Source organism: Pseudomonas uvaldensis, assembly GCF_021271205.1.
GTDB lineage: Bacteria > Pseudomonadota > Gammaproteobacteria > Pseudomonadales > Pseudomonadaceae > Aquipseudomonas > Aquipseudomonas uvaldensis.
Genome location: NZ_JAIWKS010000014.1, coordinates 77054 through 98481, shown reverse-complemented (window position 1 = coordinate 98481; position 21428 = coordinate 77054). Strand labels below are relative to the sequence as shown.

Annotated in this window: 22 protein-coding genes; 8 read left to right on the top strand and 14 right to left on the bottom strand. The window is 61.9% G+C overall.

The window, feature by feature from the left end:
* Positions 1–9: 9 nt before the first annotated feature.
* Complete coding sequence (locus LCU97_RS24355; protein ID WP_232777993.1) at positions 10–726, top strand: alpha/beta hydrolase; 717 nt, start codon at positions 10–12, stop codon at positions 724–726.
* A 165-nt stretch (positions 727–891) separates the two neighbouring features.
* On the opposite strand, the gene LCU97_RS24350 is transcribed toward LCU97_RS24355, so the two are convergent.
* Positions 892–1494, bottom strand: a complete 603-nt coding sequence (locus LCU97_RS24350) for a DcrB/PsbP domain-containing protein (RefSeq protein ID WP_232777992.1) — start codon at positions 1492–1494, stop codon at positions 892–894.
* Between the two features lie 87 nt (positions 1495–1581).
* Complete coding sequence (locus LCU97_RS24345) at positions 1582–1866, bottom strand: hypothetical protein (RefSeq protein ID WP_053154532.1); 285 nt, start codon at positions 1864–1866, stop codon at positions 1582–1584.
* 159 nt (positions 1867–2025) lie between these two features.
* Here LCU97_RS24345 and selD point away from each other — a divergent pair, with 159 nt between their 5' ends.
* Together selD and mnmH are read left to right on the top strand one after the other, a co-directional pair.
* On the top strand, positions 2026–3060 hold the full coding sequence (gene selD / locus LCU97_RS24340; protein WP_053154529.1) for a selenide, water dikinase SelD: 1035 nt from the start codon (positions 2026–2028) through the stop codon (positions 3058–3060).
* Positions 3060–4163, top strand: coding sequence for a tRNA 2-selenouridine(34) synthase MnmH (mnmH, locus tag LCU97_RS24335; RefSeq protein ID WP_232778004.1), 1104 nt, complete (start codon positions 3060–3062; stop codon positions 4161–4163). The genes selD and mnmH overlap by 1 nt, the downstream gene beginning before the upstream one ends.
* Before the next feature lie 61 nt (positions 4164–4224).
* Here mnmH and LCU97_RS24330 read toward each other — a convergent pair whose 3' ends face one another.
* Entirely contained in the window at positions 4225–5277 is a 1053-nt protein-coding gene (locus tag LCU97_RS24330) for a permease (protein WP_053154524.1), read from the bottom strand.
* Positions 5278–5367: 90 nt separating this feature from the next.
* A complete protein-coding gene (locus LCU97_RS24325; RefSeq protein ID WP_053154521.1) occupies positions 5368–6042 on the bottom strand; it encodes a hypothetical protein in 675 nt (224 codons plus the stop codon).
* Positions 6043–6399: 357 nt separating this feature from the next.
* Here LCU97_RS24325 and LCU97_RS24320 point away from each other — a divergent pair, with 357 nt between their 5' ends.
* From LCU97_RS24320 to LCU97_RS24310, 3 genes are all read left to right on the top strand, one after another.
* Positions 6400–7098 carry a glutathione binding-like protein gene (locus LCU97_RS24320; RefSeq protein WP_053154518.1) on the top strand — a complete coding sequence of 233 codons (699 nt, stop codon included), beginning with the start codon at positions 6400–6402 and terminating at the stop codon, positions 7096–7098.
* Positions 7099–7106: 8 nt separating this feature from the next.
* Positions 7107–7952: a PhzF family phenazine biosynthesis protein gene (locus tag LCU97_RS24315; protein ID WP_232777991.1), complete on the top strand. Its 846-nt coding sequence runs from the start codon at positions 7107–7109 to the stop codon at positions 7950–7952.
* A gap of 309 nt (positions 7953–8261) precedes the next feature.
* Positions 8262–9356, top strand: coding sequence for a DUF1615 domain-containing protein (locus LCU97_RS24310; protein WP_232777990.1), 1095 nt, complete (start codon positions 8262–8264; stop codon positions 9354–9356).
* 75 nt (positions 9357–9431) lie between these two features.
* Here LCU97_RS24310 and LCU97_RS24305 read toward each other — a convergent pair whose 3' ends face one another.
* A complete protein-coding gene (locus LCU97_RS24305) occupies positions 9432–9866 on the bottom strand; it encodes a phage infection protein (protein WP_232778003.1) in 435 nt (144 codons plus the stop codon).
* A gap of 197 nt (positions 9867–10063) precedes the next feature.
* On the opposite strand from LCU97_RS24305, the gene LCU97_RS24300 reads away from it, so the two are divergent.
* Positions 10064–10690, top strand: a complete 627-nt coding sequence (locus LCU97_RS24300; protein ID WP_232777989.1) for a glutathione S-transferase family protein — start codon at positions 10064–10066, stop codon at positions 10688–10690.
* A 15-nt stretch (positions 10691–10705) separates the two neighbouring features.
* On the opposite strand, the gene LCU97_RS24295 is transcribed toward LCU97_RS24300, so the two are convergent.
* The 5 genes from LCU97_RS24295 to LCU97_RS24275 form a co-directional block, all read right to left on the bottom strand.
* On the bottom strand, positions 10706–11242 hold the full coding sequence (locus LCU97_RS24295; protein WP_232777988.1) for a PqiC family protein: 537 nt from the start codon (positions 11240–11242) through the stop codon (positions 10706–10708).
* A 17-nt stretch (positions 11243–11259) separates the two neighbouring features.
* Complete coding sequence (locus LCU97_RS24290) at positions 11260–12918, bottom strand: PqiB family protein (protein ID WP_053154501.1); 1659 nt, start codon at positions 12916–12918, stop codon at positions 11260–11262.
* Entirely contained in the window at positions 12899–13543 is a 645-nt protein-coding gene (locus LCU97_RS24285; protein ID WP_053155379.1) for a paraquat-inducible protein A, read from the bottom strand. Before LCU97_RS24285 ends, LCU97_RS24290 begins: the two co-directional genes overlap by 20 nt.
* Before the next feature lie 11 nt (positions 13544–13554).
* Positions 13555–14151 (bottom strand): paraquat-inducible protein A, encoded by a 597-nt coding sequence (locus LCU97_RS24280; protein WP_053155377.1) that lies wholly within the window; start codon positions 14149–14151, stop codon positions 13555–13557.
* A 104-nt stretch (positions 14152–14255) separates the two neighbouring features.
* On the bottom strand, positions 14256–14696 hold the full coding sequence (locus LCU97_RS24275) for a CBS domain-containing protein (RefSeq protein ID WP_053154498.1): 441 nt from the start codon (positions 14694–14696) through the stop codon (positions 14256–14258).
* 200 nt (positions 14697–14896) lie between these two features.
* Between LCU97_RS24275 and LCU97_RS24270 the strand changes: the two genes are divergently transcribed.
* On the top strand, positions 14897–17260 hold the full coding sequence (locus LCU97_RS24270) for a DNA polymerase II (protein WP_232777987.1): 2364 nt from the start codon (positions 14897–14899) through the stop codon (positions 17258–17260).
* A 30-nt stretch (positions 17261–17290) separates the two neighbouring features.
* Here LCU97_RS24270 and LCU97_RS24265 read toward each other — a convergent pair whose 3' ends face one another.
* The 4 genes from LCU97_RS24265 to LCU97_RS24250 all read right to left on the bottom strand — a co-directional run bounded on the left by LCU97_RS24265 (position 17291) and on the right by LCU97_RS24250 (position 21321).
* Positions 17291–18799 carry a tripartite tricarboxylate transporter permease gene (locus LCU97_RS24265; protein ID WP_232777986.1) on the bottom strand — a complete coding sequence of 503 codons (1509 nt, stop codon included), beginning with the start codon at positions 18797–18799 and terminating at the stop codon, positions 17291–17293.
* Between the two features lie 23 nt (positions 18800–18822).
* A complete protein-coding gene (locus LCU97_RS24260) occupies positions 18823–19314 on the bottom strand; it encodes a tripartite tricarboxylate transporter TctB family protein (RefSeq protein WP_053154490.1) in 492 nt (163 codons plus the stop codon).
* 1 nt (position 19315) lies between these two features.
* Positions 19316–20287: a tripartite tricarboxylate transporter substrate binding protein gene (locus LCU97_RS24255; RefSeq protein WP_053154487.1), complete on the bottom strand. Its 972-nt coding sequence runs from the start codon at positions 20285–20287 to the stop codon at positions 19316–19318.
* A gap of 212 nt (positions 20288–20499) precedes the next feature.
* Positions 20500–21321, bottom strand: coding sequence for an aldo/keto reductase (locus tag LCU97_RS24250; protein WP_232777985.1), 822 nt, complete (start codon positions 21319–21321; stop codon positions 20500–20502).
* Between the last annotated feature and the right edge of the window lie 107 nt (positions 21322–21428).

Here is a 21428-nt window from a genome sequence, read left to right as displayed (position 1 = left end):
GGAAGATGAATGCTCAGAGCCCTCACGCTGTTTCTGCTGCTGGTGTCTGCCGGGGCGCAGGCCCAACCGGCACTGCACACGGACCTGCCGCTGAACTACCTGGCGGACGCCGATGAGCAGACGAGAGACCGGCCACTGGTGATTTTCCTGCACGGCTCCGGCAGCAACGAACAGGACCTGTTCGAGCTCAGGGAGGCGTTGCCCGAGCACTACAACTACCTCTCGGTTCGAGCGCCAAAGGTCATGGAACCGGGCCATTACCAGTGGTTTGCGAAAAAGGGCGAGGGTGCTTATGACGGCGACACCTCGGATTTGAAGGCCAGCGGCCAACTGCTGCTGGATTTCATCGCAAAGGCGCGGGCCAAATACCCGACCGACGCCAGTCAGGTGTTCCTGGTGGGCTTCAGCCAGGGTGCGATGATGAGCTACGAAGTGGCCCTGCGACACCCCGATGCTGTCGGCGGCATCGCCGCGATGGGCGGGCGGGTCCTGTCCGGGCTGCGGGCCGAACTGACCCCCGACGAGTCGCGCCGGGCGCTGGCCGTGTTCATCGGCCACGGCACGGCGGATCCGATCATTCCCTACCATGACGGCACCGAGGCCAATACATTCCTGAAAACCCTGGCCCTGGAACCTGAATTCCATACCTACCCGGGTGTTGGCCACAGCATCAGCGCTCTGGAGGTGAAGGACCTGCGGGCCTGGCTGGAACGGCTCAATCCCTGAAATGGGTCACCCCCGTGGGAGCGGGCTTGCTCGCGAAAGCGGTGGCTCTGCCTGCATTGATGGTGAATGTGCCATCGTCTTCCGGGCAAGCCCGCTCCCACAGAAGGTCCATTCACCAGCGTCCCATTGTGGGAGCGAGCTTGCTCGCGATGGACGCGACGCGGTTCATTTGCCGGACGACGATTTCCCACCGGCAATCTGCTTCACCAGCGCCTCATGACCTTCCTTGTCACTGGCCCTGGAAATGATCTGCACCACCGCCATGCGCGTGCCGGAGGCGCCCAGCAGCGTGGTGTCGAGCGTCGGTCCGCCGCCCTGGGTGGCGCGGGTATCGAGCTGGCGCAAACCCAGGCCGGTACTTTTCAGGGTCAGGCTTTTTTCACTCAGGATCCTGGCATCCGGCAAGGCTTTGGTTCGTTGGGCAGCGTAGGCAGCCATGGTCGCGTCAAGAAACGCACCGTCGTCGTCCTTTACGTTCGCCCCGTCGATGATGGTGTTTTCAGCGGTGATCACCACGGTTTTGCGGATGGCGTTGCTGTACATCGTTCCCGATGCCCCCCCTGTGCCCTGGGCCGCCTCACCAGCGGGCAGCGGGGTGACAGTGAAACCCTTTGGCAGGGTGAAGGTAAACTTGCCGCCCAGCATCGAAACCTTCCGGGCCGGCAAGTCACCGTCGGTTTTGGGCTGGGCCGAATGGGCAGGCACCATGACCAGGCCTGCGATGGCCGTCAGAAACAGAGCGGCGGCGTGTTTACTCAGCAGTGACATCGAAACTCTTCCCGTGAGGCGCGTGAAGCGCCAATCATCCCACGGGTCATCACCTGGCTCCAGCAGTGTCCGGCAGGCTTGTGTACCTCAGTCCGGCTCTACGTCCAGTTGCAGAGTGTCGTCGGCCAGGCGCTCGGTGCGCCGGACAATGCCACTGATCTTCCGGCCCTCGGCCCTGAACACGACGATCTGGGCCTTTTCCAGGTCCTCGGGCAGTGGCGGCTGCACGCGCAGCGCGAACCATGGCGGCTCATCGTCGTCGAGGCGCATGATGTGGAAGTGGCATTCGACGCTTTTGGTTTCTCGACCAAACAAGGTATCGAGACCGTAGTCAAGGTGTGTGCCGTGGTCGGTTGCAGGGGGCAGGGACATCGCAATCTCCTGGCTGAATGCGCGACTGATGTTCAAGTGATTCTCTGCGTGAAGGAAAATTCCCTTTGGTAAGACGCAAGGGCTGCGCCATCGCTGCAAGCGCTGAAGCATCGGCGTTGCTGCTAGAATCGCCCACCTTGACCTACGCGAGGTATGCCCATGAGCGAACCTATTCGCCTCACCCAGTACAGCCACGGCGCCGGTTGCGGTTGCAAGATTTCACCCCAGGTACTGGAGGTGATTCTGGCCGGTAGCGGCGCGCAGAATCTTGATCCCAGGCTGTGGGTCGGTAACGCCTCCCGGGACGATGCTGCGGTATACGCCATCGATGAGGAGCGCGGGGTGGTGTCGACCACTGACTTTTTCATGCCGATCGTCGACGATCCGTTCGATTTCGGTCGTATCGCCGCCACCAATGCCATCAGCGACATCTACGCGATGGGCGGCGATCCGTTGATGGCGATTGCGATTCTCGGCTGGCCCGTCAACGTACTGGCTCCGGAAATCGCCCGAGAGGTGATTCGCGGTGGTCGTTCGGTGTGTGATGAGGCGGGCATACCGCTGGCGGGCGGTCATTCGATCGACGCGCCCGAGCCGATTTTCGGCCTTGCCGTCACGGGGCTGGTGAGCAAGCGCCACATGAAGCGCAACGACACCGCCACCGCCGGCTGCCTTCTCTACCTGACCAAGCCCCTGGGCATCGGTATCCTGACCACGGCGGAAAAGAAGGGCAAACTGCGCACCGCCGACGTGGGGCTGGCCCGTGACTGGATGTGTACCCTCAATAAACCCGGCAGCCGCTTCGGCAAGCTCGACGGTGTGACGGCGATGACTGACGTCACCGGTTTCGGCCTGCTTGGGCATCTGGTGGAAATGGCCGATGGCAGCGGTCTCACGGCACGCATACGCTATGACGCCGTGCCACGGTTGCCGGGGGTCGAGTATTACCTCGACCTGGGCTGTGTGCCGGGCGGCACGTTGCGCAACTACGACAGCTACGCCAGCAAGGTCGGTCGGGTCCAGGAACTGCACAAGCGTGTGCTGTGCGATCCGCAAACCAGCGGCGGGTTGTTGATTGCGGTCAGTCCCGAGGGCAACGAGTCGTTCCTGGCGGTGGCCGCCGAGCTGGGCCTTGCGCTGGAACCGATTGGCGAGCTGGTCGAGCGACAGACCAACGCGGTCGAGGTGTCATGATGGCCAATGACATTACCGATTACCGCGAGATTTTCCTCAACGACCGGCCGATGATGGATACCCGCGCGCCCATCGAATTCCACAAGGGTGCGTTCCCCGGCGTGGTCAACCTGCCGCTGATGACGGACATCGAACGACAGCGGGTCGGTACCTGCTACAAGCAGCAAGGCCAACAGGCGGCCATTGTGCTGGGGCATCAATTGGTGTCTGGTGAGATCAAGGCGCAACGCATCCAGGCCTGGGCCGAGTTTGCCCAGGCTCACCCGGACGGCCTGCTGTATTGCTTCCGTGGTGGTTTGCGCTCGCAGATCGTCCAGCAATGGCTCAAGGACGAAGCGGGTATCGAATATCCCAGAGTTGGCGGCGGCTACAAGGCCATGCGCACCTTCCTGCTGGACACCGTCGAACAGGCGGTTGCCCAGTGCGACCTGGTATTGCTGGGCGGCATGACGGGCACCGGCAAGACGGAGGTCCTGACCCGGTTGAACAACGGCCTCGACCTGGAAGGCTTCGCCAATCACCGGGGTTCAAGCTTCGGCAAACGTGCTACCGGACAGCCTTCGAACATCGATTTCGAGAACCGCCTGGCGGTGGACGTGCTGAAAAAGCGCGCCGCCGGCATCGAGCAGTTCGTGGTCGAGGATGAGAGCCGCGCAGTCGGCAGCTGTGCCTTGCCGTTGCCGTTGTACCAGCGTATGCAGCAGGTTCCGATGGTCTGGCTCGAAGACAGCGTGGAGCGACGGGTCGAGCGGATCTTGCGGGACTACGTCATCAACCTGAGCGCCGAATTTGTCGCTGTACACGGCGATGAGGGGTTTATGTTGTTCTCCGAGCGGTTGCTGGCGAGCCTGGACAACATCCATAAGCGCCTGGGCGGTGACCGCCATCGGCGCTTGATGACGATCATGGAAGCCGCCTTGGCCGAGCAGGCCGATAGCGGTGCCGTCGACCTTCATCGTGGCTGGATCGAAGGTCTGCTGCGTGAGTACTACGATCCGATGTACGTATTCCAGCGGGAAAAGAAGGGCAGGCGGATCGAGTTTTCCGGGGAGCAGGCCGCTGTGCTGGAATACCTGCGTGAGCGAGCGGCCCGGACAAAGTGAGCAAGTTCAACTCCCACATCGACCGAGGTGGGAGTCCTGCCAAGGGGCGGCGACAGACGCGTTAAAGCAGCGCTGCCCCGATCAATCCGAAGACGATGCCTACCAGGATGGTCAGCAGCGCCACGGTCACCAGCACCCGGGCGTCAAAATCTTTGCGCAACATCAGCAGTGACGGCAGGCTGATGCTCGGCAGGGTCATCAACAATGCCACGGCCGGGCCGGTGCCCATGCCCAGGGACATCATGGTCTGGACAATAGGGATCTCCGCCGCGGTCGGTATCACGAACAGCGTGCCGACGATCGCCAGCGGTACCAGCCACACCAGACTGTCGGCCATGGCCCCGTCGACATGAGGAAACAGCCAGACCCGCGCAGCGCCCAGTACCAGCACGGCCAGCACATAGACCGGGATGGTGCTCCAGAACAATTGCCATAAGGTGCGGGCCCAACGGACGGCGAACGGTTGCGCATCCACCACGCTGGCCTCGGTCACCGCTTCCACCGCCGCTTCGGGCAGGATCTCTGGCCGTGCGATGCGCTGTGCCACCATCGACACGCCAAACACCAGCACGATACCCGCCACCAGGCGCAGAGCGGTGAAGCCCCAGCCCAACACGAACCCCATGAAGACCAGGGTCGCGGGGTTGAGTACCGGGTTGCCGATCCAGAAAGCCAGCGCCGCGCCCACCGAGACGTTCTGCCGGCGCATGCTGGCCGCTACCGGCGCCGCGCAGCATGAGCACATCATGCCGGGCAGGGCGAACAACCCGCCGCGCAAGGTCGAGGCAAAGCCGGCCTGGCCGAACAGGCGTAACAGCCAGTCGCGGGGGATCAGCACCTGCAACAGGGAGCCGAGGATCACCGCCAGCACGGCAGCTTTCCAGATGGCCAGGAAATACACCTTGGCATAGGTCAGTGCCGCCATCAGTGGCGCTGTCTGGGCATCGTTGAGAATCGAGTTGCCGATGTTGTGGCTATCGGCGGCGACGAACGCCTTCAGATAATAGGGCGACCATTTGACATAGTAGAGCCCGACAACGGCCACGAGCAGGAACAGGGCGGGTTTCCACCAGAACGACCAGCTCCGGTCGTCGGCGGCAGAGGTTGGAGACATGAAAAGCGTCCGGTCAGCTGGAGAGTGGGCGCATCATACCTCAGCCTGCCCTGTCCGTGACCTGCCCTGACCGTAGGAGGTGTCGACAGGTCAGGTCGGACAGGTTTCTTGCCCATTGTCGAGGCCTTGCTTGTAAGTCCGGCTGGAGAGGCTGGCCTTGCCGTTGTGCCAGGTCAGCGTCAGCACGTACAGCGAATCGAAATCCCCCGACGCCCAGTCTTCGGTGATGGTCTGCTTCTTGCCCACGGCTTCGCCGGCGACCTTGTTGATCAGTTCGGGCAGATAGCCATGTGACCAGGCCGTGTAGATAGTGGCGTTGTGGTATTTGTCTTCCAGCAGTTCATTTGCGAGGTCGCTGGTGTCATTGGCCGAATATTCGATATTGACGGGGAGCCCGAGCTTGATGGCGCTGGGACTGATGGTCATCAGCGGACGAATATAGCTGTATGAATTATCCAGCTCACCCTCTTCGACGTTGCGGGTCGGGTTGGCCGCGAACACGTAATCGGCCTTGCCGAATTTTTCCGGCAGCAGGGTAGCCAGATCGATGGCGCGATTAAGCCCCCGGCAGTTGAGCTGGCCCAGGCCGCCGGCGGGTTTCTCGGCGTGGCGCAGGAACACCAGGGTCTGGACACCATTCACCGGCTGGGCGCGGCTGACGCTGGACTCCAGTGACAACACCAGACCGCAGGCTACCAGCAGTGTCGGTAGCACCAGCCATGAACGGGGTTTGAAATGTCTGGCGAAATTCAGTGGCTTGATCATCGATAGTAGTCTTCGGCTGTCTCGAATCGAACATCGAGTCAGGCTGACAAACCCTGGCACCGCGAAGCGTTTGGCCTCGGGTGTTTTCCCTGTCGTTACACCCGCTTCGATTCCCCGGGGCATTGCTCAGAGTCCTCTGAAGCCCTTTGGTTCGATCCAGCGGCGGCTTCTTCCATGAGATGGGATGAACGTTAGCGACAGGATGTTGCGAAATTAAGAAGAGTCGGTGTGAATCCCATGACGGTGTATGGGGGCCGGAACCCGTCATCGAAGACGAGCCGGGCGAGGAAACCTCTGATGCCTCCAGGGCGATCCTGAATTATGCTCCATCCTTTTAAAGTCGCTGTGGAGCCCCCCGTGCCCAACCTGACCCCATTCCCCATCACCCAGAAATGGCCCGCCCAGTATCCCGAGTGGATCCAGCTCTACTCTCTGCCAACCCCCAACGGGGTAAAGGTCTCGATCATGCTGGAGGAGATCGGCCTGCCTTACGAACCCCATAAAGTGGACTTCGACAGCAACGACCAGTTCTCTCCCGAGTTCCTGTCCCTGAACCCCAACAACAAGATCCCGGCGATCCTCGACCCTCATGGGCCTGGAGACCAGCCGTTGGCGTTGTTCGAATCGGGGGCGATCCTGATTTATCTCGCGGACAAGAGCGGTCAGTTACTGGCCCGGGAATCGGCGGCGCGTTACGAGACGATCCAGTGGCTGATGTTCCAGATGGGCGGGATCGGGCCGATGTTCGGGCAGTTGGGCTTCTTCAACAAGTTCGCCGGCAAGGACTATGAGGATAAGCGACCGCGTGATCGTTATGTCGATGAGAGCAAGCGCCTGCTCAAGGTGCTCGACGGTCGCCTGCAAGGACGAGACTGGATCATGGGCGAGCGCTACACCATTGCCGATATCGCCACGTTCCCCTGGGTGCGCAACTTGATCGGGTTCTATGAGGCGGGCGATCTGGTGGGCATCCAGCATTTCCCGAATGTAACGCGGGTGCTGGAGCGCTTCCTGGCGCGACCGGCGGTGATTCGCGGACTGAAGATTCCGGAGTGAATACATCCATGGCCCACCGATTCGATTTCAAGCAACTGGATGTGTTCAGCGAAGTACCGCTCAAGGGCAATCCATTGGCCGTGGTGCTGGGGTGCGATGGGCTCGGTGATGAGCAAATGATCGCGTTTGCCAATTGGACGAATCTCAGCGAAACCACTTTTTTGCTCGAGCCTCGGCATCCGGAGGCGGATTACCGGGTCCGGATTTTTACGACCTCGACCGAACTGCCCTTTGCCGGCCATCCGACGCTGGGCAGTTGCCATGCCTGGCTGGAAGCGGGAGGCGTGCCGAAAGGGCAGGAGATCGTGCAGGAGTGCGGCGTTGGCCTTGTCAGAATTCGTCGCAGCGAACACGGCTTGTCATTCCTGGCACCGCCGTTGATCAAATCCGGGCCGCTGGAGGCCGATGTGCTTGAGCGGGCGCGAAACGGGCTCGGGCTGGCGGCCGAGGCCATTGTCGAGGCGCAATGGGTCGACAACGGCGCGGGGTGGCTGGCCTTGATGCTCCGGGACCGGCAACAAGTCTTGAACCTCAAGCCTGATTATCACCAATTGCTGGATCTGGCCGTAGGCGTCGTGGCGCCCTGGGACCCGGTCGTCGATGGTGTCGACGCGCAATTCGAAGTCCGGGGTTTCATTGCCGGCGACGGAATGCCGGAGGACCCGGCCACCGGCAGCTTGAACGCCGGTCTCGCCCAATGGATGCTCGCCAAGGGGCTGGCACCGTCGTCTTATGTGGTCAGCCAGGGGTTGACCATGGGCCGGGCCGGGCGGATTCATGTGGAACAGGTAGGTGAGGAGGTCTGGATCGGTGGCGCGGTGGTGACCTGCATCGACGGCTCGCTGACTTTGTGAGTCGGGAAGTTGCGAACACACGAAACCTGATGTGGGAGCGAGCCTGCTCGCGAAAGCGGTGGGTCAGTTTGCATCGATGTTGAATGTACCACCGTCATCGCGAGCAGGCTCGCTCCCACAAGGGGGCCTTGGTGCTCACGGTTTTGCATCCAACAATGATCTACTGTGGGAGCGGGCTTGCTCGCGAAAGCGGTGGGTCAGTTGCATCGATGTTGAATGTGCCCCCGTCATCGCAGCCAGTTCTGCCTTGCTCCCACGTGCCCGGCACAGGGTATCTGGCCACAGAAATAACAAAACTGCTGGAGTTTTATGCGATTCAATCGAGGGTTGATCGGTCTGTTTTCCTTGCTGGCCCTGGCCGGTTGCGGCAGTCGTCAGGCCCAGGAGCCTGAACGCCAGCCAGCGCAGGTCAAGGCGCAGATCGTTCAGTTGCTGCCCGCCAGGACGGTAGACCGAGAGGGCTGGGCCACCGATATATACGTCGCGTTTGCCGCTCAGCAGATCCCGCCCACAACACAGAATATCTGCTCGGTGCTGGCGGTGACCGAACAAGAGTCCACTTTCCAGGCCGATCCGACGGTGCCGGGGTTGGGCAGGATTGCCCGGCAGGAAATCGACCGGCGTGCGGCGAAGTTGCACATCCCCAATGTATTGGTCAGCGGCGCGCTCCAGGTGCGGTCCCCCAATGGCAAGAGCTATGCCGACCGGCTCAACGGGGCGCGCAGCGAGAAGGAATTGAGCGGCATCTTCGATGATTTCATCGGTATGGTGCCGTTGGGCAAGACGCTGTTCGACGGCTTCAACCCGGTGCATACCGGCGGGCCGATGCAAGTCAGCATTGCTTTTGCCCAGGCCAATGCCCGGAACTACCCCTATACGGTGGACGGCTCGATTCGTCGCGAAGTGTTCAGTCGTCGAGGCGGCATGTATTTCGGCATCGCTCATTTGCTGGGGTACCCGGTGAGCTACACCGAACCGCTGTACCGTTTTGCCGATTTCAATGCCGGCTGGTATGCCAGTCGCAACGCGGCATTCCAGCACGCAGTGAGTCGCGCCTCAGGGATTACCCTGGCATTGGACGGCGACCTGATCCGGCATGATTCGATCATGCCCGGCAGCACCGAACTGGCAGTGCGAACCCTGGGAAAGTCATTGGGGATGCGCAATCCGACCATCCGTGACCAATTGGAGTTGGGTGACACCCTGGCCTTCGAGGACAGCAAACTTTACAAGCGGGTGTTCGAGCTGGCTGAGAAAGCCGAAGGTAAACCGCTGCCCCGTGCGGTGTTGCCGGGCATCGTGCTAAAGAGTCCGAAGATCACTCGCAAACTGACCACGGCTTGGTTTGCCAAGCGGGTGGATGAGCGTTATCAGCGATGCGTGAGTCGGTCATCCGGGCGTTAGACAACGATCATGAAAAAGCCCGGCGGGTTAGGCCGGGCTTTATTGGGACGCTTTCGGGTGTTGCGGTCAGACAACTCATACGCGGTTCTGCGGCAGACGGTCGGAACCCCCTTCAGCTACACGATTTTCGATCAGACGATCGGAGCCACCTTCAGCAACGCGATTCTCGATCAGACGGTCGGAACCTCCTTCGGCCAAGCGTTTCTCGATCAGGCGATCGGAGCCACCTTCAGCAACGCGATTCTCGATCAGGCGGTCGGAGCCCCCTTCGGCCAAGCGTTTCTCGATCAGGCGGTCGGAGCCATCTTGAGCAACACGTTTCTCGATCAGACGATCAGAGCCATCTTGAGCAACACGTTTTTCCATCAGGCGGTCGGAACCCCCTTCGGCGACGCGTCGTTCGATCAGTCGATCAGAGCCATCCTGGGCGACGACCGGATGGGAGGAAGCGGCGAATGCGTTGGCGGCCAGAACCGAGAAAGCGAGGCTGAGGATGATTTGGCGTTTCATGATGGTGTGCTCCGGGGTGTTGTGGGTTGGTGTGGCGCCATTGTTGCGCCGGGCAATCATCAAGAGAACTTCATTGACGTGATGGTGACCATCGACGGCAGTGATAGCTGATCGGGAAAGAGCGCCTGTCGTCCATCGGACGGAACATCGGCCAGCCGCCGGGTTCTATCGTCTGAACCCAACAGGGAGGCTGGCTTATGTACCAGTTATTCGGCCACAGACAATCCGGCTCCTCGGCCGTGGAGATTGCGTTGTGCCTGTGCGGCGTGCCCTATCGCCGGATAGATGCCTACTCGACTGAAGACAGCGAGGCGGCGACAGAACTCGAGGCGTTGAACCCGCTGAAACAAGTCCCGACCCTGCAGTTGCCGGACGGCTCCGTGTTGACCGAAGCCGCGGCCATATTGATTCATCTAGGGTTGACCTTTCCTGCATCGAAGTTATTGCCGGACGATCCCGGGCTGCGCGCACAAGCCATAAGGGGTCTGGTCTACATCGCAGCCAATTGCTATACACCCATCGGCATCATCGATTTTCCGGAGCGTTGGCTGGAGGCGGACGACGACACCCGGCAGCAGTTGGTGTCGGGCACCCAGCAACGGCTGTACCGCAACTGGACGTTGTTTGCCGATCAATTCCCGGCACAGCCGTTTCTGGGGGGGCATGAGCCAGGAGCGCTGGATATCCTCGCGGCTGTCATCACTAAGTGGCAAGGAACGCGAGAAGCCATGCTCCGCGCACGGCCCGCCTTCCACGATGTATTGGAGCGAATCGATCATCACCCGCGTGTTGCGCCGGTGTTGTCGCAGCACTGGCCGTCGTAGGCGCGGCCGAAAGGATCATGGGCAGGTTTTTCGGGCAGCGGCCCGAACGACCAGGTCGACGAATTGCCGCACGTTGTTCTGATGGGCTGTCACCAGATCATCGAGTGCGGCTGTTGCCGGTGTTTGCAGTGCGCTGCGGCAGGTGAGAGGAGAGGCTTCGTTGCCAACGCTACGCAAGCGCCATTGCACATCCATACGGGCGTAACGGCCAGGGATCGAGTCGAAGCGCTGCACGTCCACCCGCAACAATAATCGGGGCGCCCCAGGGTTGCTCAGTGGCTCCTCCAGACTGCTGCGCAGCTCATCCGCGAGGCTGGCACCCCACCATTCGGTTTCCAGGATGACCAGGCCACTGTTGCCTTGGCGTATGACCATCTGGGGACGATCCACCTGGGGCGGAACGCTCACTTGCTCGATCCGGATGTCGGCGTTGGCGGGCGGTTGGCTCGCCGGTTGAGCCGGGCTCAAGGTGTGGTAATGGACCGGATCGCTGCGGCAGGCGCCGAGCAGCAGCAGGGCAGCAACCAGGGCGGATTTCAGCATCGGCGGCATGGGACGGGCTCCTGTGATCATTCGTCCACCGGGAATGTGAGGTTCTGTGCCGGAGCGTCCTTGGGACGGCCGCGAAGCAGCGATTCAGGATGGCGGCTCAGGTAGTCGGACAGTTCGCGCAGCGAGCGTGACATACGTCCCAGGTCGTCGAGGGTCTGGGTCAGTTGTTCGCGCTGCGGCGAATCTTCGGCCAGGGTGGAGTTGGCCGATTGCAGGGTCTTGCTGACGTCCTGCAAGGTGTTCTGCACCCCCGGCAGGGTCTTGCTGTTGAACTGCGTCAGGCCTTTGCGCAACTCCACCAGGTTGCCATCCAGGTTGCTGGCGATGCTTTCCAACGGCAGTTTGTTGATCCGTTCGACCACCGATTGCAGTTGCTCCTGCAACTGCTGCAGGCTTCCCGGGATGGTCGGGATACGGACAGGACGGGCATTCGGATCGAACGCGACTTTTTCGGCTTTGGGGTAGAAATCCAGGGCAATGTACAACTGTCCGGTCAGCAGACTGCCGCTGCGCGCCTGGGCACGCAGGCCCCGCTCGACAAAACTGCCCATCAGGCGGGCGGAGGCGGCTTCGTCCTCCGGATCGTGATTGAGCGCCTTGAGCAGTTTCTCGTGGGCTTTACCCAGCCGCTGGGGATAGATCACAACGCCGACGTTGAGGGGGAAATTGCGCTGTTTTTCGTCAAAATCCAGGTTGATGGCCACCACCCGACCGATCTCTACGCCCAGGAATTCGACGGGTGCACCCACCCGCAATCCGCGAAGTGCCTGATCGAAACGAAGCGCCAGGTATTGTGCCTTGCCGTTGGGTGGCGCCAGGGCACTCTGTTCGTCGGCGAACAGTTCGAACGTTTTGTCCTCGCTGGCGGAGGTATCGTTGGGGCTGTATTCCGGTGCCCGGAACGCAATACCGCCCAACAGCAGTGCCGAGAGCGATTCGGTCTTGACTGCAAATCCGTTGGCGCCGACGTTCAGGTCCACGCCGCTGACGTTCCAGAACCGGGTGTTTTCGGTGACGTATACATCGTTGGGCGCGTTGATGAACACGTCGATATTGACGCCTTTGCCGTCGGCGTCCAGCCCGTAGGACACCACTTGGCCTACCGGGATCTTGCGCAGGTACACGGGAGAGCCGATGTCCAGGGAACCGAGGTCCTGGGAGTGAAGGGTAAAGCGCTTGCCCGGTTCGCCGTAGGTAATCGGCGGCGGGGCCTCAAGGCCAGTGAACGACTTGGCGCGCACCTTGGACTGGCCGGCATCGGCGCCGATGAAATCGCCGGAGAGTAAAGTGTCGATCCCGGAGATGCCGCCAGCGCCGATGCGCGGCCGTACCACCCAGAACACCGAGTCCTCGTGCGTGAACGTGTCGGCTGTCTTGGCGAGCTTGACCGTCGCGGTGACGTTTTTCTGATCGTCGCTCAGTTGCACGTCGGTGACCTGGCCGATCACCACGTTGCGGTACTTCACCTGGGTCTTGTTGGCGGTCAGGCCCTGGCCGGTCTTGAAGGTAATGGTGATGGTCGGGCCCTCCTGCAGCCAGTTATTGACCACCAGGGACAACCCCACCAGCACTGCGATGATTGGCACCACCCACACCAGCGACACCGTCCAGCGGCGGCGGGTGACATGGGCGCGGCCCGGTAACGGTTTGTGTCCGTCAGTGGTTTGTGACTTCATCCATGGCCTCCTCGGATGGGGGGGTGTCCCAGATCAACCGTGGGTCGAAACTCATGGCCGACAGCATGGTAAACAACACCACGAGGCCGAAGAACAGGATCCCCGGTCGTGGTTCGATATCGCTCAGTGCCTGGAATTTCACCAGGGCCGCCACCAGGGCCACCACCAGCACGTCGAGCATCGACCAATAGCCGATGACCTCTACCAGCCGGTAGAGCTTCGCCCGCTGGAGCTGAGCCCAGGTGCTGCGCCGCTGGACGGTGACCAGCAGCAGGGTCAGAACCACGAACTTGATGCCCGGCACCGCGATGCTGGCGATGAAGATGATCAGGGCGATGTCCCAGGCGCCGCTATGCCAGAACTCGATGACACCGCTGATGATAGTGCTGTCGGCACCGTCGCCGAGCATCTGCGTGTTCATCACCGGGAGCAGGTTGGCTGGAATATAGAACACCAACGCGGCCAGCATATAGGCCCAGGTGCGAGTGATGGGATCGGGTTTGCGTCGATGCAGGACGGCGTCGCAACGGGGGCACGTCTGGGGTTCGTGGGTCATGTCGCAGGCCAGGCCGCAGCCATGGCACAGGCACAGGTTGAGGTCGCTGGCCTGGGGCGGGGGGCGCAATGGCTCGCCGTTCACAGCTGATCCCAGAGGTCGCGGATGTCGCGCCCGGCAATCCGGATCATCAGCAGGCTCAAGGCCGCCAGGGCGAACAGGCCGATGCCGGGCAGCACGTCCAGCAGCCCGGCGAGCTTGATCACCGCCACCAGGGCCCCCAGCAGGCAGACCTCCAGCATGCTCCACGGCCGCAGGGTTTCCAGGCTGCGCATGCACAGGTTGAACCCCGGCGCCCGGCGGTTGCCGTAGGCGTGGCCCAGCACCCAGAGCAGGAGCACCAGTTGAAGGGCCGGCGCGACGATGATTGCCACCGCGGCGACCAGTGCGATGAAGGTGATCGGTCCCTGACTCAGCGCCACGATGGCGTCCCACAGCGTGGCGCTGTTGCTCAGACCCTGGAAGCGGATGTTCATCACCGGATAGACATTGGTGAAGGCCCACAGCACGGCGGCCGTCACGCTCAGGGCGAGGCGTTTTTCGATGGTCAGGCCGTTGTAGCGCTGAATCACCGCATGGCATCGCACGCACGAGGCTTTCTGGTGCGCCACGAGTACGACCGGCTCGTACACCGCATCGCAATGCTCGCAGATGATCAGTCGGTCGGTATCGGCCATGGGGATGCTCGGCAGGACAACCCCTTCAATATAGAAGTCCGTCGAGAATGAGCAACCCGTCTGACGGGCCATGTGAGGATTTATCCCACACGGCCCGGGATCGATCATTCTCCGCGGATGTACTGCTCCAGCTGCCGGATCAGGTCGGCCTGCTCGGCGATGGCTTCCTTGACCAGGTCACCGATGGACAGCAGGCCGACCAGCTTGCCGTCTTCCACCACTGGCAGGTGGCGCAGGTGCTTTTCGGTCATGATGCTCAGGCAGGTCTCGACGTTCTGGTGCGGGTCGATCGTGATCACGGGCGAGACCATGATCTCGCTGACCCGCGTGCCCACCGACGAGCGACCATGCAGGACCATTTTACGGGCATAGTCGCGCTCGCTGATGATGCCCAGCACCTCATCATTTTTTACCACCAGCAAGGCACCGACATTCTTTTCGGCCATGCGCATCAGCGCCTGTAACACCATGTCGTCCGGTGAGACGGTGTGTACTTGCTGGTTCTTCTCGTCTTTCATCCGGAGCAACTGTGCGACGGTTTTCATGAAGGGCCTCGAGTGTTTTTTGCGGGTGGTAAAAGAATCGTAGACCCGGCGGCACAGAGCAAGCGGTAAAGCGGCGGCCAGTCGTCCAAAAGCGTCATGGCCGGCGAAGTCGCATGCCCTTCACCAGGGTGGCGAGGGGGATAAATCCCCTCGCCACGGGTAGAATCCGGCTATACGCATAAATTCGAGGTTTGCAAACGGTGGATCTACAGCAGGGCTTCGTTCTGACCCGGCATTGGCGCGATACCCCGGCGGGCACCGAAGTCGAGTTCTGGCTGGCCACCGATGCAGGGCCACAGCGTGTGCGCCTGGCGGTGCAGCCGTCGGTGGCGTTCGTGCCACAGATCCAGCGCGGCCAGGCGGAAGCGTTGTTGCAGGGAGAAAAAGACGTCGAGTTGCGTCCCCTCGACCTGCTGGATTTCGAACATCGTCCGGTGCTGGGCCTGTATTGCCGCCAGCACGCTCAACTGATGCGGCTGGACACCACCCTGCGCCGGGCCGGGGTAGAGGTGTTCGAGGCCGATATCCGACCGCCGGAGCGTTACCTGATGGAGCGCTTCATCACCGCGCCGGTCTGGTTCGGCGGCACCCCCGCCGCCGACGGCCTGCTGCTCGACGCCCAGATGAAACCCGCCCCCGACTACCGTCCGGCGTTGCGTCTGGTGTCCCTGGACATCGAGACCACTGCCCAGGGCGAGTTGTATTCCATTGCCCTGGAGGGCTGCGGTGAGCGTCAGGTGTACATGCTCGGCCCGCCCAATGGCGATGATAGCGGCGTGGATTTCCAGCTCGAATACTGCGAGTCCCGCACTTTGCTGCTGAAAAAGCTCAACGACTGGTTCGCCCGTTTCGACCCTGACGCGATCATTGGCTGGAACCTGGTGCAGTTCGATCTGCGCGTGCTGCACGAACATGCCCGGCGGCTGGCGGTACCGTTGCGCCTGGGACGCGGGGGTGAAGAGATGCAGTGGCGCGAGCATGGCGCACGCAACAACCATTTCTTTGCCTCGGCGACCGGACGGCTGATCATCGACGGCATCGAGTCCCTGCGTTCGGCGACGTGGAGTTTCCCTTCGTTCAGCCTGGAAAACGTCGCACAGACCTTGTTGGGGGAAGGTAAGTCGATCGACAACCCTTACCAGCGCATGGATGAAATCAACCGCATGTTCGCCGAGGACAAGCCCGCCCTGGCTCGCTATAACCTCAAGGACTGCGAGTTGGTGACGCGTATTTTCGCCAAGACCGAACTGCTCAAGTTCCTGCTGGAGCGAGCCAGCGTCACCGGCCTGCCGGCGGATCGCAGCGGGGGGTCAGTGGCTGCGTTCACGCATCTGTACATGCCGCTCATGCACCGCCAGGGGTTCGTTGCGCCGAATCTCGGTCAACGCCCGCCCCAGGCCAGCCCGGGCGGTTTTGTCATGGACTCTCAGCCGGGGCTCTACGAGTCGGTGCTCGTTCTGGACTACAAGAGCCTGTATCCATCGATCATCCGCACCTTTCTCATCGATCCGGTGGGCTTGATCGAAGGCTTGCGTCACCCGGACGACCGCGAGTCGGTGCCCGGTTTCCGCGGCGCGCGGTTCTCCCGCACGCGGCATTGCCTGCCGTCCATCGTGGCACGGGTCGCCGAAGGCCGGGAAACCGCCAAACGCGAGCGCAATGCGCCGCTGTCCCAGGCCTTGAAGATCATTATGAACGCCTTCTACGGCGTGCTCGGTTCCAGTGGCTGTCGCTTTTTCGATCCGCGGCTGGCCTCGTCCATTACCTTGCGCGGCCACCAGATCATGCAGCAGACCCGGCAGTTGATCGAAGCGCGGGGGCATGTGGTGATCTATGGTGACACCGACTCCACGTTCGTCTGGCTGCGCCGTGCCCACGGGCAGGAAGAGGCGGCCAATATCGGGCGTGAACTGGTGGCTTACGTCAATCAGTGGTGGCGCGAGTACGTGCATGAGACATTCGGCCTGGAGAGTGCGCTGGAGCTGCAGTTCGAAACGCATTTCAAACGCTTCCTGATGCCTACGATCCGGGGCGCCGAAGAGGGCAGCAAGAAACGCTACGCCGGGTTGGTGACCCGCGACGACGGCAGTGACGAAATCCTCTACAAGGGGCTGGAGGCCGTGCGCACCGACTGGTCGCCGCTGGCCCGGCAATTCCAGCAGGAGTTGTATGAGCGGATCTTCCACCGCAAGCCTTACCAGGATTACGTGCGCGACTACGTGCACCAGACCCTCGCCGGGGCGTTCGATGATCGGCTGATCTACCGCAAGCGCCTGCGCCGGCCGCTGGACGACTACGAACGCAACGTTCCGCCCCATGTGCGGGCGGCGCGGATTGCCGACGAGTTCAACCAGCGCCAGGGGCGTCCACGGCAGTACCAGAGCGGCGGCTGGATCAGTTACGTCATCACTGTCGCCGGCCCCGAGCCGCTGGAGACCCGCAGCGCGCCCATCGACTACGACCACTACGTGACCAGGCAGCTGCAACCGGTGGCGGATGCGATCCTGCCGTTCGTGGGGGATGATTTCCTGACGCTGGTGGGCGGGCAGATGGGGTTGTTCTGAGGGCTCGCTCCCACAAGCGTTCACCGCTGCTCAATCATCCTCATGCAGGCGAATACCGCGCCTATGAAGCAGATGAGGCACCACCAGCACCAGCAACGTCAGCCCCAGAAACGTGGCCGAAATGGGTTCGGTCAGGAATACCATCCAGTCGCCCTGGCTGATGGATAACGCGTTGCGCAGTTGTTTCTCCGCCATCGGCCCCAGCAGCATGCCGACGATGACAGGCGCAACGGGAAAATCGAAACGCCGCATCAGCACGCCGGCCCAACCGATCGCCAGCATCAGCATCAGGTCGAACGAGGAATGGCGCATGCCGTACACGCCAATGGAGGCAAACACGAGAATGCCCGCGTTGAGGTACGGCCGCGGGATCTGCAGCAGCTTCACCCAAAGCCCCACCAGCGGCAGGTTGAGCACCAGCAGGATCAGGTTGCCGATGTACAGCGATGCCACCAGCGTCCAGACCAACTCACCCGATGTCTGGAACAGCATGGGACCCGGTTGCAGGTTGTAGTTCTGAAAGGCCGCCAACAGTATCGCCGCCGTGGCCGAAGTGGGAATGCCAAGGGTCAGCAGCGGTACCAGGGAACCTGTGGCGCTGGCGTTATTGGCCGCTTCCGGGCCGGCCACGCCTTCGATGGCGCCCTTGCCCTTGCTGGCGGCGAATTCTTCCGGGTACTTGCTCAACTTGCGCTCGGCCGAATAGGACAGGAAGGTCGGGATCTCGGCGCCGCCGGCCGGGATGGAGCCGAAGGGAAAACCGATCATCGTTCCGCGTATCCAGGCGGGAACGGAGCGTTTCCAGTCGGCACGGGTCATCCACAACGAGGTCATCCGATGCCGCCCGGTCGTTTCTTCCCCTTGGTAGAGCAGGCTGTACAACGCCTCGGCGACGGCAAACAAACCAACGGCCACCAGCACCACTTCAATGCCATCCACCAGCTCGGGCACGCCCAGGGTGTAGCGGGCGATGCCTGACGTGGAGTCCAGGCCGATCAGGCCAATGGTCAAGCCGATGCCCAGGGAAGCGAAGCCGCGCAACATGGACGCGCCCAGGACCGCCGACACCGTGGTGAATGACAGCACCAGGATGGCAAAGTACTCAGCCGGCCCGAACCTGAGGGCCAGCGTCGCGACGAGGGGCGCGAACAGCGTCAGCAAGAGGGTGGCGACCGTGCCGGCCACGAACGAGCCGATGGCGGCCGTCGCCAGGGCAGGCCCCGCGCGGCCGTTGCGGGCCATGAGGTTGCCTTCCAGGGCCGTGATCATCGACGACGACTCGCCCGGCGTATTGAGCAGGATGGAGGTGGTCGAGCCGCCGAATTGGGCGCCGTAATAGATCCCGGCGAACATGATCAGGGCACCGGTCGGGTCGACCTTGGCGGTGATCGGCAACAGCAACGCCACCGTCAATGCCGGTCCGATCCCCGGTAACACACCAATGGCGGTGCCGAGCAAACAACCGATGAAACCCCATAGCAGGTTGATCGGATCCAGCGCCGAAGCAAAACCCGAAGCCAGGCTCAAGAGAATGTCCATTGCATGATCTCCTTCGACCCAAATCAGATCCAGGCATTGATCAGGGGCGGCAAAGCGACCCCCAACCCGGCATTGAACAGCCAGTAGATCGGTAGCGTCAGGGCTATGCCGATGGCGAGGTCACGCAGGGGATGGCGGCTGCCGAACCCGCGTGCCGAGCAGGCGAACAGCAGCGCCGCGGCCAAGACGAACCCGATGACATTGATCAGCAGGGCGATCGCCACAATGCCGGCGGTTACCCAGGCCGCTCCCGACTTTCCGTTGGCCTGCAGGTTGGAGGCCTGAAGATCCCGCGACAGCTCACGAAAACCGCCCGTCATCGCCTGGTAGCTCAGCACCACGCCCACCCCGGCCAGGAACACGGCCACGGCGCAGGGATAGACGTGAGCCCCCAGAATGACGAAACCCATTTCGGGGGGAAAGCGGAAGGCGCCAATCGCAAGGACCAGACCGATGGCGATCACGCCGACGCCGATGGCCAATTGGATTGGCACTATTGCGTTCGGGCGGGCCATGTCAGAGCAATCCGACCTTCACCAGCATGGCCCGCAGGCGCGCATGCTCCTCATCGACGAATTTGCCGAACTCGTCACCGGTCAGGATGACCTGTGTCCAGGCGTTGGCCTTGATGTTCTCCTGCCAGACCTTGCTATGGGTGGCGGCCAGTACGGCGTCGGTGACTTGCTGGCGTTGTTCCGGCGTGAGATTCGCCGCGCCGTAAACGCCACGCCAGTTGCCGATGGTGACGTCATAGCCACTTTCCTTGAGGGTCGGCGCGTCGATGCCTTCGACACGGTTGGGGGCACCGATGGCCAAAAGGCGGAACTGTTTGGATTGCACATACTTGGCCAGCTCGGCATAGCCCCCGGTGATCACGGTGATGTGTCCACCCAGGGTCGCGGCGACGACTTCGCCGCCCCCGGCATAGGCGACGTAGTTCACCTGATTGACCGGAATGTCCATTTTGCTCGCCAGATCAGCGATGCCGATGTGATCGATCGAACCCTTCGAGCCACCGCCCCACTTGATACTGGAAGGCTTGGCCTTGAAGTCTTTCAACAAGTCATCCAGGTTCTTGTAGGGCGAATCCTGGCGGACGGCAAGCACGTTGTATTCGGTGAACAGCCGGGCGATGGGGGTCACATCCTTCAAGGTGATCTGCGGTTTGTTCTGCTCCACCGCCGTGACCATGATCGCGCCTACCACCAGCAGTGCGTTGGGATCGCCCTTGGTGCTGTTGGCAAATTGCGCCAGGCCCAACGTACCCCCGGCACCCCCCTTGTTCTCGAACGTGACGGACTTGGCCGCCTCGGCCTCGACCAGCGCCTTGCCCAGGATCCGCGCGGTCTGGTCGTAGCCTCCGCCCACGGAGCCAGGGGCCATGAATTTCACGGTGTCCAGGGCGAGGGCGGGGAGTGCGAGTGTGGCAGCGCCCAGGGCTGCGGCGAGAGCGATGCAACGGCTGAAGGGGTGGGTTTTCGTGAGCATGAGGTTTCTCCCGCGATTATTGTTTTTGTCGGTACCGGTTGATCCAGCCTAGCAGTGCCGCGGGATTTTGGGAGAAACACAGGGTGGCTGCTGTCGGTGAGGATTGACCCTGTGGAAGCAAAGCTTGCTCACGATGGTGGCGGTCCATACAGCTTTGAGGAATCAGACTCACCGCTATTGCGAGCAAGCTTTGCTCCTACGGATTTATTTATTCACACCATCGCCAGCCGCTGCTTGCCCTGGGGCTGCGGGAAGATCAGGTCGAGGGCGGCGAGGTCCTGGGGGGCGAGCTTGAGATTCGCCGCTTCGGCGTTCAAGCGTACGTGTTCCGGTTGTACGGCTTTAGGGATGGCGATGACGTTGTCCTGGCGCAGCAACCAGGCCAGTGCGATCTGCGCGGGTGTAGCCCGGTGGCGCTCGGCGATCTGGCTCAGGGTTTGATCCTTGAGCAGATGCCCGCCCTGGCCGACCGGGCAGTAGGCCATGACCGGCAGGGAGCGTTGCTGGCACCAGGGCAGCAGGTCGAATTCGATACCTCGCTCCTGCAGGTTGTACAGCACCTGATTGGTGGCGCAGGCAGGGGAAGCCAGTTCTTCAAGGTCGGCGACATCGAAGTTCGAGACGCCCCAGCGGCCGATCTTGCCTTCTTCGCGCAGGCGTTCGAAGGCCTCGACGGTTTCTTCCAGTGGGTATTGGCCGCGCCAATGCAGCAAGTAGAGGTCGATGTAGTCGGTATCCAGTCGCCGCAGGCTGCGTTCGCAGGCTTGCGGGATGCCCTTGCGGCTGGCGTTGTGGGGATAGACCTTGCTCACCAGAAACACCTGGTCTCTCAGGCCGGTGATCGCTTCGCCGACCACTGCCTCGGCACCGCCCTCGGCGTACATCTCCGCCGTGTCGATCAGGGTCATGCCCAGTTCGACGCCCAGGCGCAGGGCCGCGACTTCTTTTTTTTGCTGGGATGGCTCTTCCCCGATGCGCCAGGTGCCCTGGCCGATTACCGGTACGGATATGCCTGCCAATTCGAGTGTGTTCATGCCTGCCTCCTGTGTGCTTGAACCTCAGACGTGTGGCAGCAGGATAGACCAAGTGTTCAAAGCCGATTATCGGTGGGTGCGAGCAGGCTCGCTCCCACAAGGTGGCG

Coding starts and splice junctions, on each gene's coding strand:
- LCU97_RS24310 (WP_232777990.1), top strand. CDS start 8,262: ATGCGATTCAATCGAGGGTTGATCGGTCTGTTTTCCTTGCTGGCCCTG.
- LCU97_RS24280 (WP_053155377.1), bottom strand. CDS start 14,151: ATGGCCGATACCGACCGACTGATCATCTGCGAGCATTGCGATGCGGTG.
- LCU97_RS24330 (WP_053154524.1), bottom strand. CDS start 5,277: ATGTCTCCAACCTCTGCCGCCGACGACCGGAGCTGGTCGTTCTGGTGG.
- LCU97_RS24305 (WP_232778003.1), bottom strand. CDS start 9,866: ATGAAACGCCAAATCATCCTCAGCCTCGCTTTCTCGGTTCTGGCCGCC.
- LCU97_RS24345 (WP_053154532.1), bottom strand. CDS start 1,866: ATGTCCCTGCCCCCTGCAACCGACCACGGCACACACCTTGACTACGGT.
- LCU97_RS24255 (WP_053154487.1), bottom strand. CDS start 20,287: ATGCTCACGAAAACCCACCCCTTCAGCCGTTGCATCGCTCTCGCCGCA.
- mnmH (WP_232778004.1), top strand. CDS start 3,060: ATGGCCAATGACATTACCGATTACCGCGAGATTTTCCTCAACGACCGG.
- selD (WP_053154529.1), top strand. CDS start 2,026: ATGAGCGAACCTATTCGCCTCACCCAGTACAGCCACGGCGCCGGTTGC.
- LCU97_RS24295 (WP_232777988.1), bottom strand. CDS start 11,242: ATGCCGCCGATGCTGAAATCCGCCCTGGTTGCTGCCCTGCTGCTGCTC.
- LCU97_RS24350 (WP_232777992.1), bottom strand. CDS start 1,494: ATGTCACTGCTGAGTAAACACGCCGCCGCTCTGTTTCTGACGGCCATC.
- LCU97_RS24275 (WP_053154498.1), bottom strand. CDS start 14,696: ATGAAAACCGTCGCACAGTTGCTCCGGATGAAAGACGAGAAGAACCAG.
- LCU97_RS24355 (WP_232777993.1), top strand. CDS start 10: ATGCTCAGAGCCCTCACGCTGTTTCTGCTGCTGGTGTCTGCCGGGGCG.
- LCU97_RS24315 (WP_232777991.1), top strand. CDS start 7,107: ATGGCCCACCGATTCGATTTCAAGCAACTGGATGTGTTCAGCGAAGTA.
- LCU97_RS24290 (WP_053154501.1), bottom strand. CDS start 12,918: ATGAAGTCACAAACCACTGACGGACACAAACCGTTACCGGGCCGCGCC.
- LCU97_RS24250 (WP_232777985.1), bottom strand. CDS start 21,321: ATGAACACACTCGAATTGGCAGGCATATCCGTACCGGTAATCGGCCAG.
- LCU97_RS24265 (WP_232777986.1), bottom strand. CDS start 18,799: ATGGACATTCTCTTGAGCCTGGCTTCGGGTTTTGCTTCGGCGCTGGAT.
- LCU97_RS24300 (WP_232777989.1), top strand. CDS start 10,064: ATGTACCAGTTATTCGGCCACAGACAATCCGGCTCCTCGGCCGTGGAG.
- LCU97_RS24325 (WP_053154521.1), bottom strand. CDS start 6,042: ATGATCAAGCCACTGAATTTCGCCAGACATTTCAAACCCCGTTCATGG.
- LCU97_RS24260 (WP_053154490.1), bottom strand. CDS start 19,314: ATGGCCCGCCCGAACGCAATAGTGCCAATCCAATTGGCCATCGGCGTC.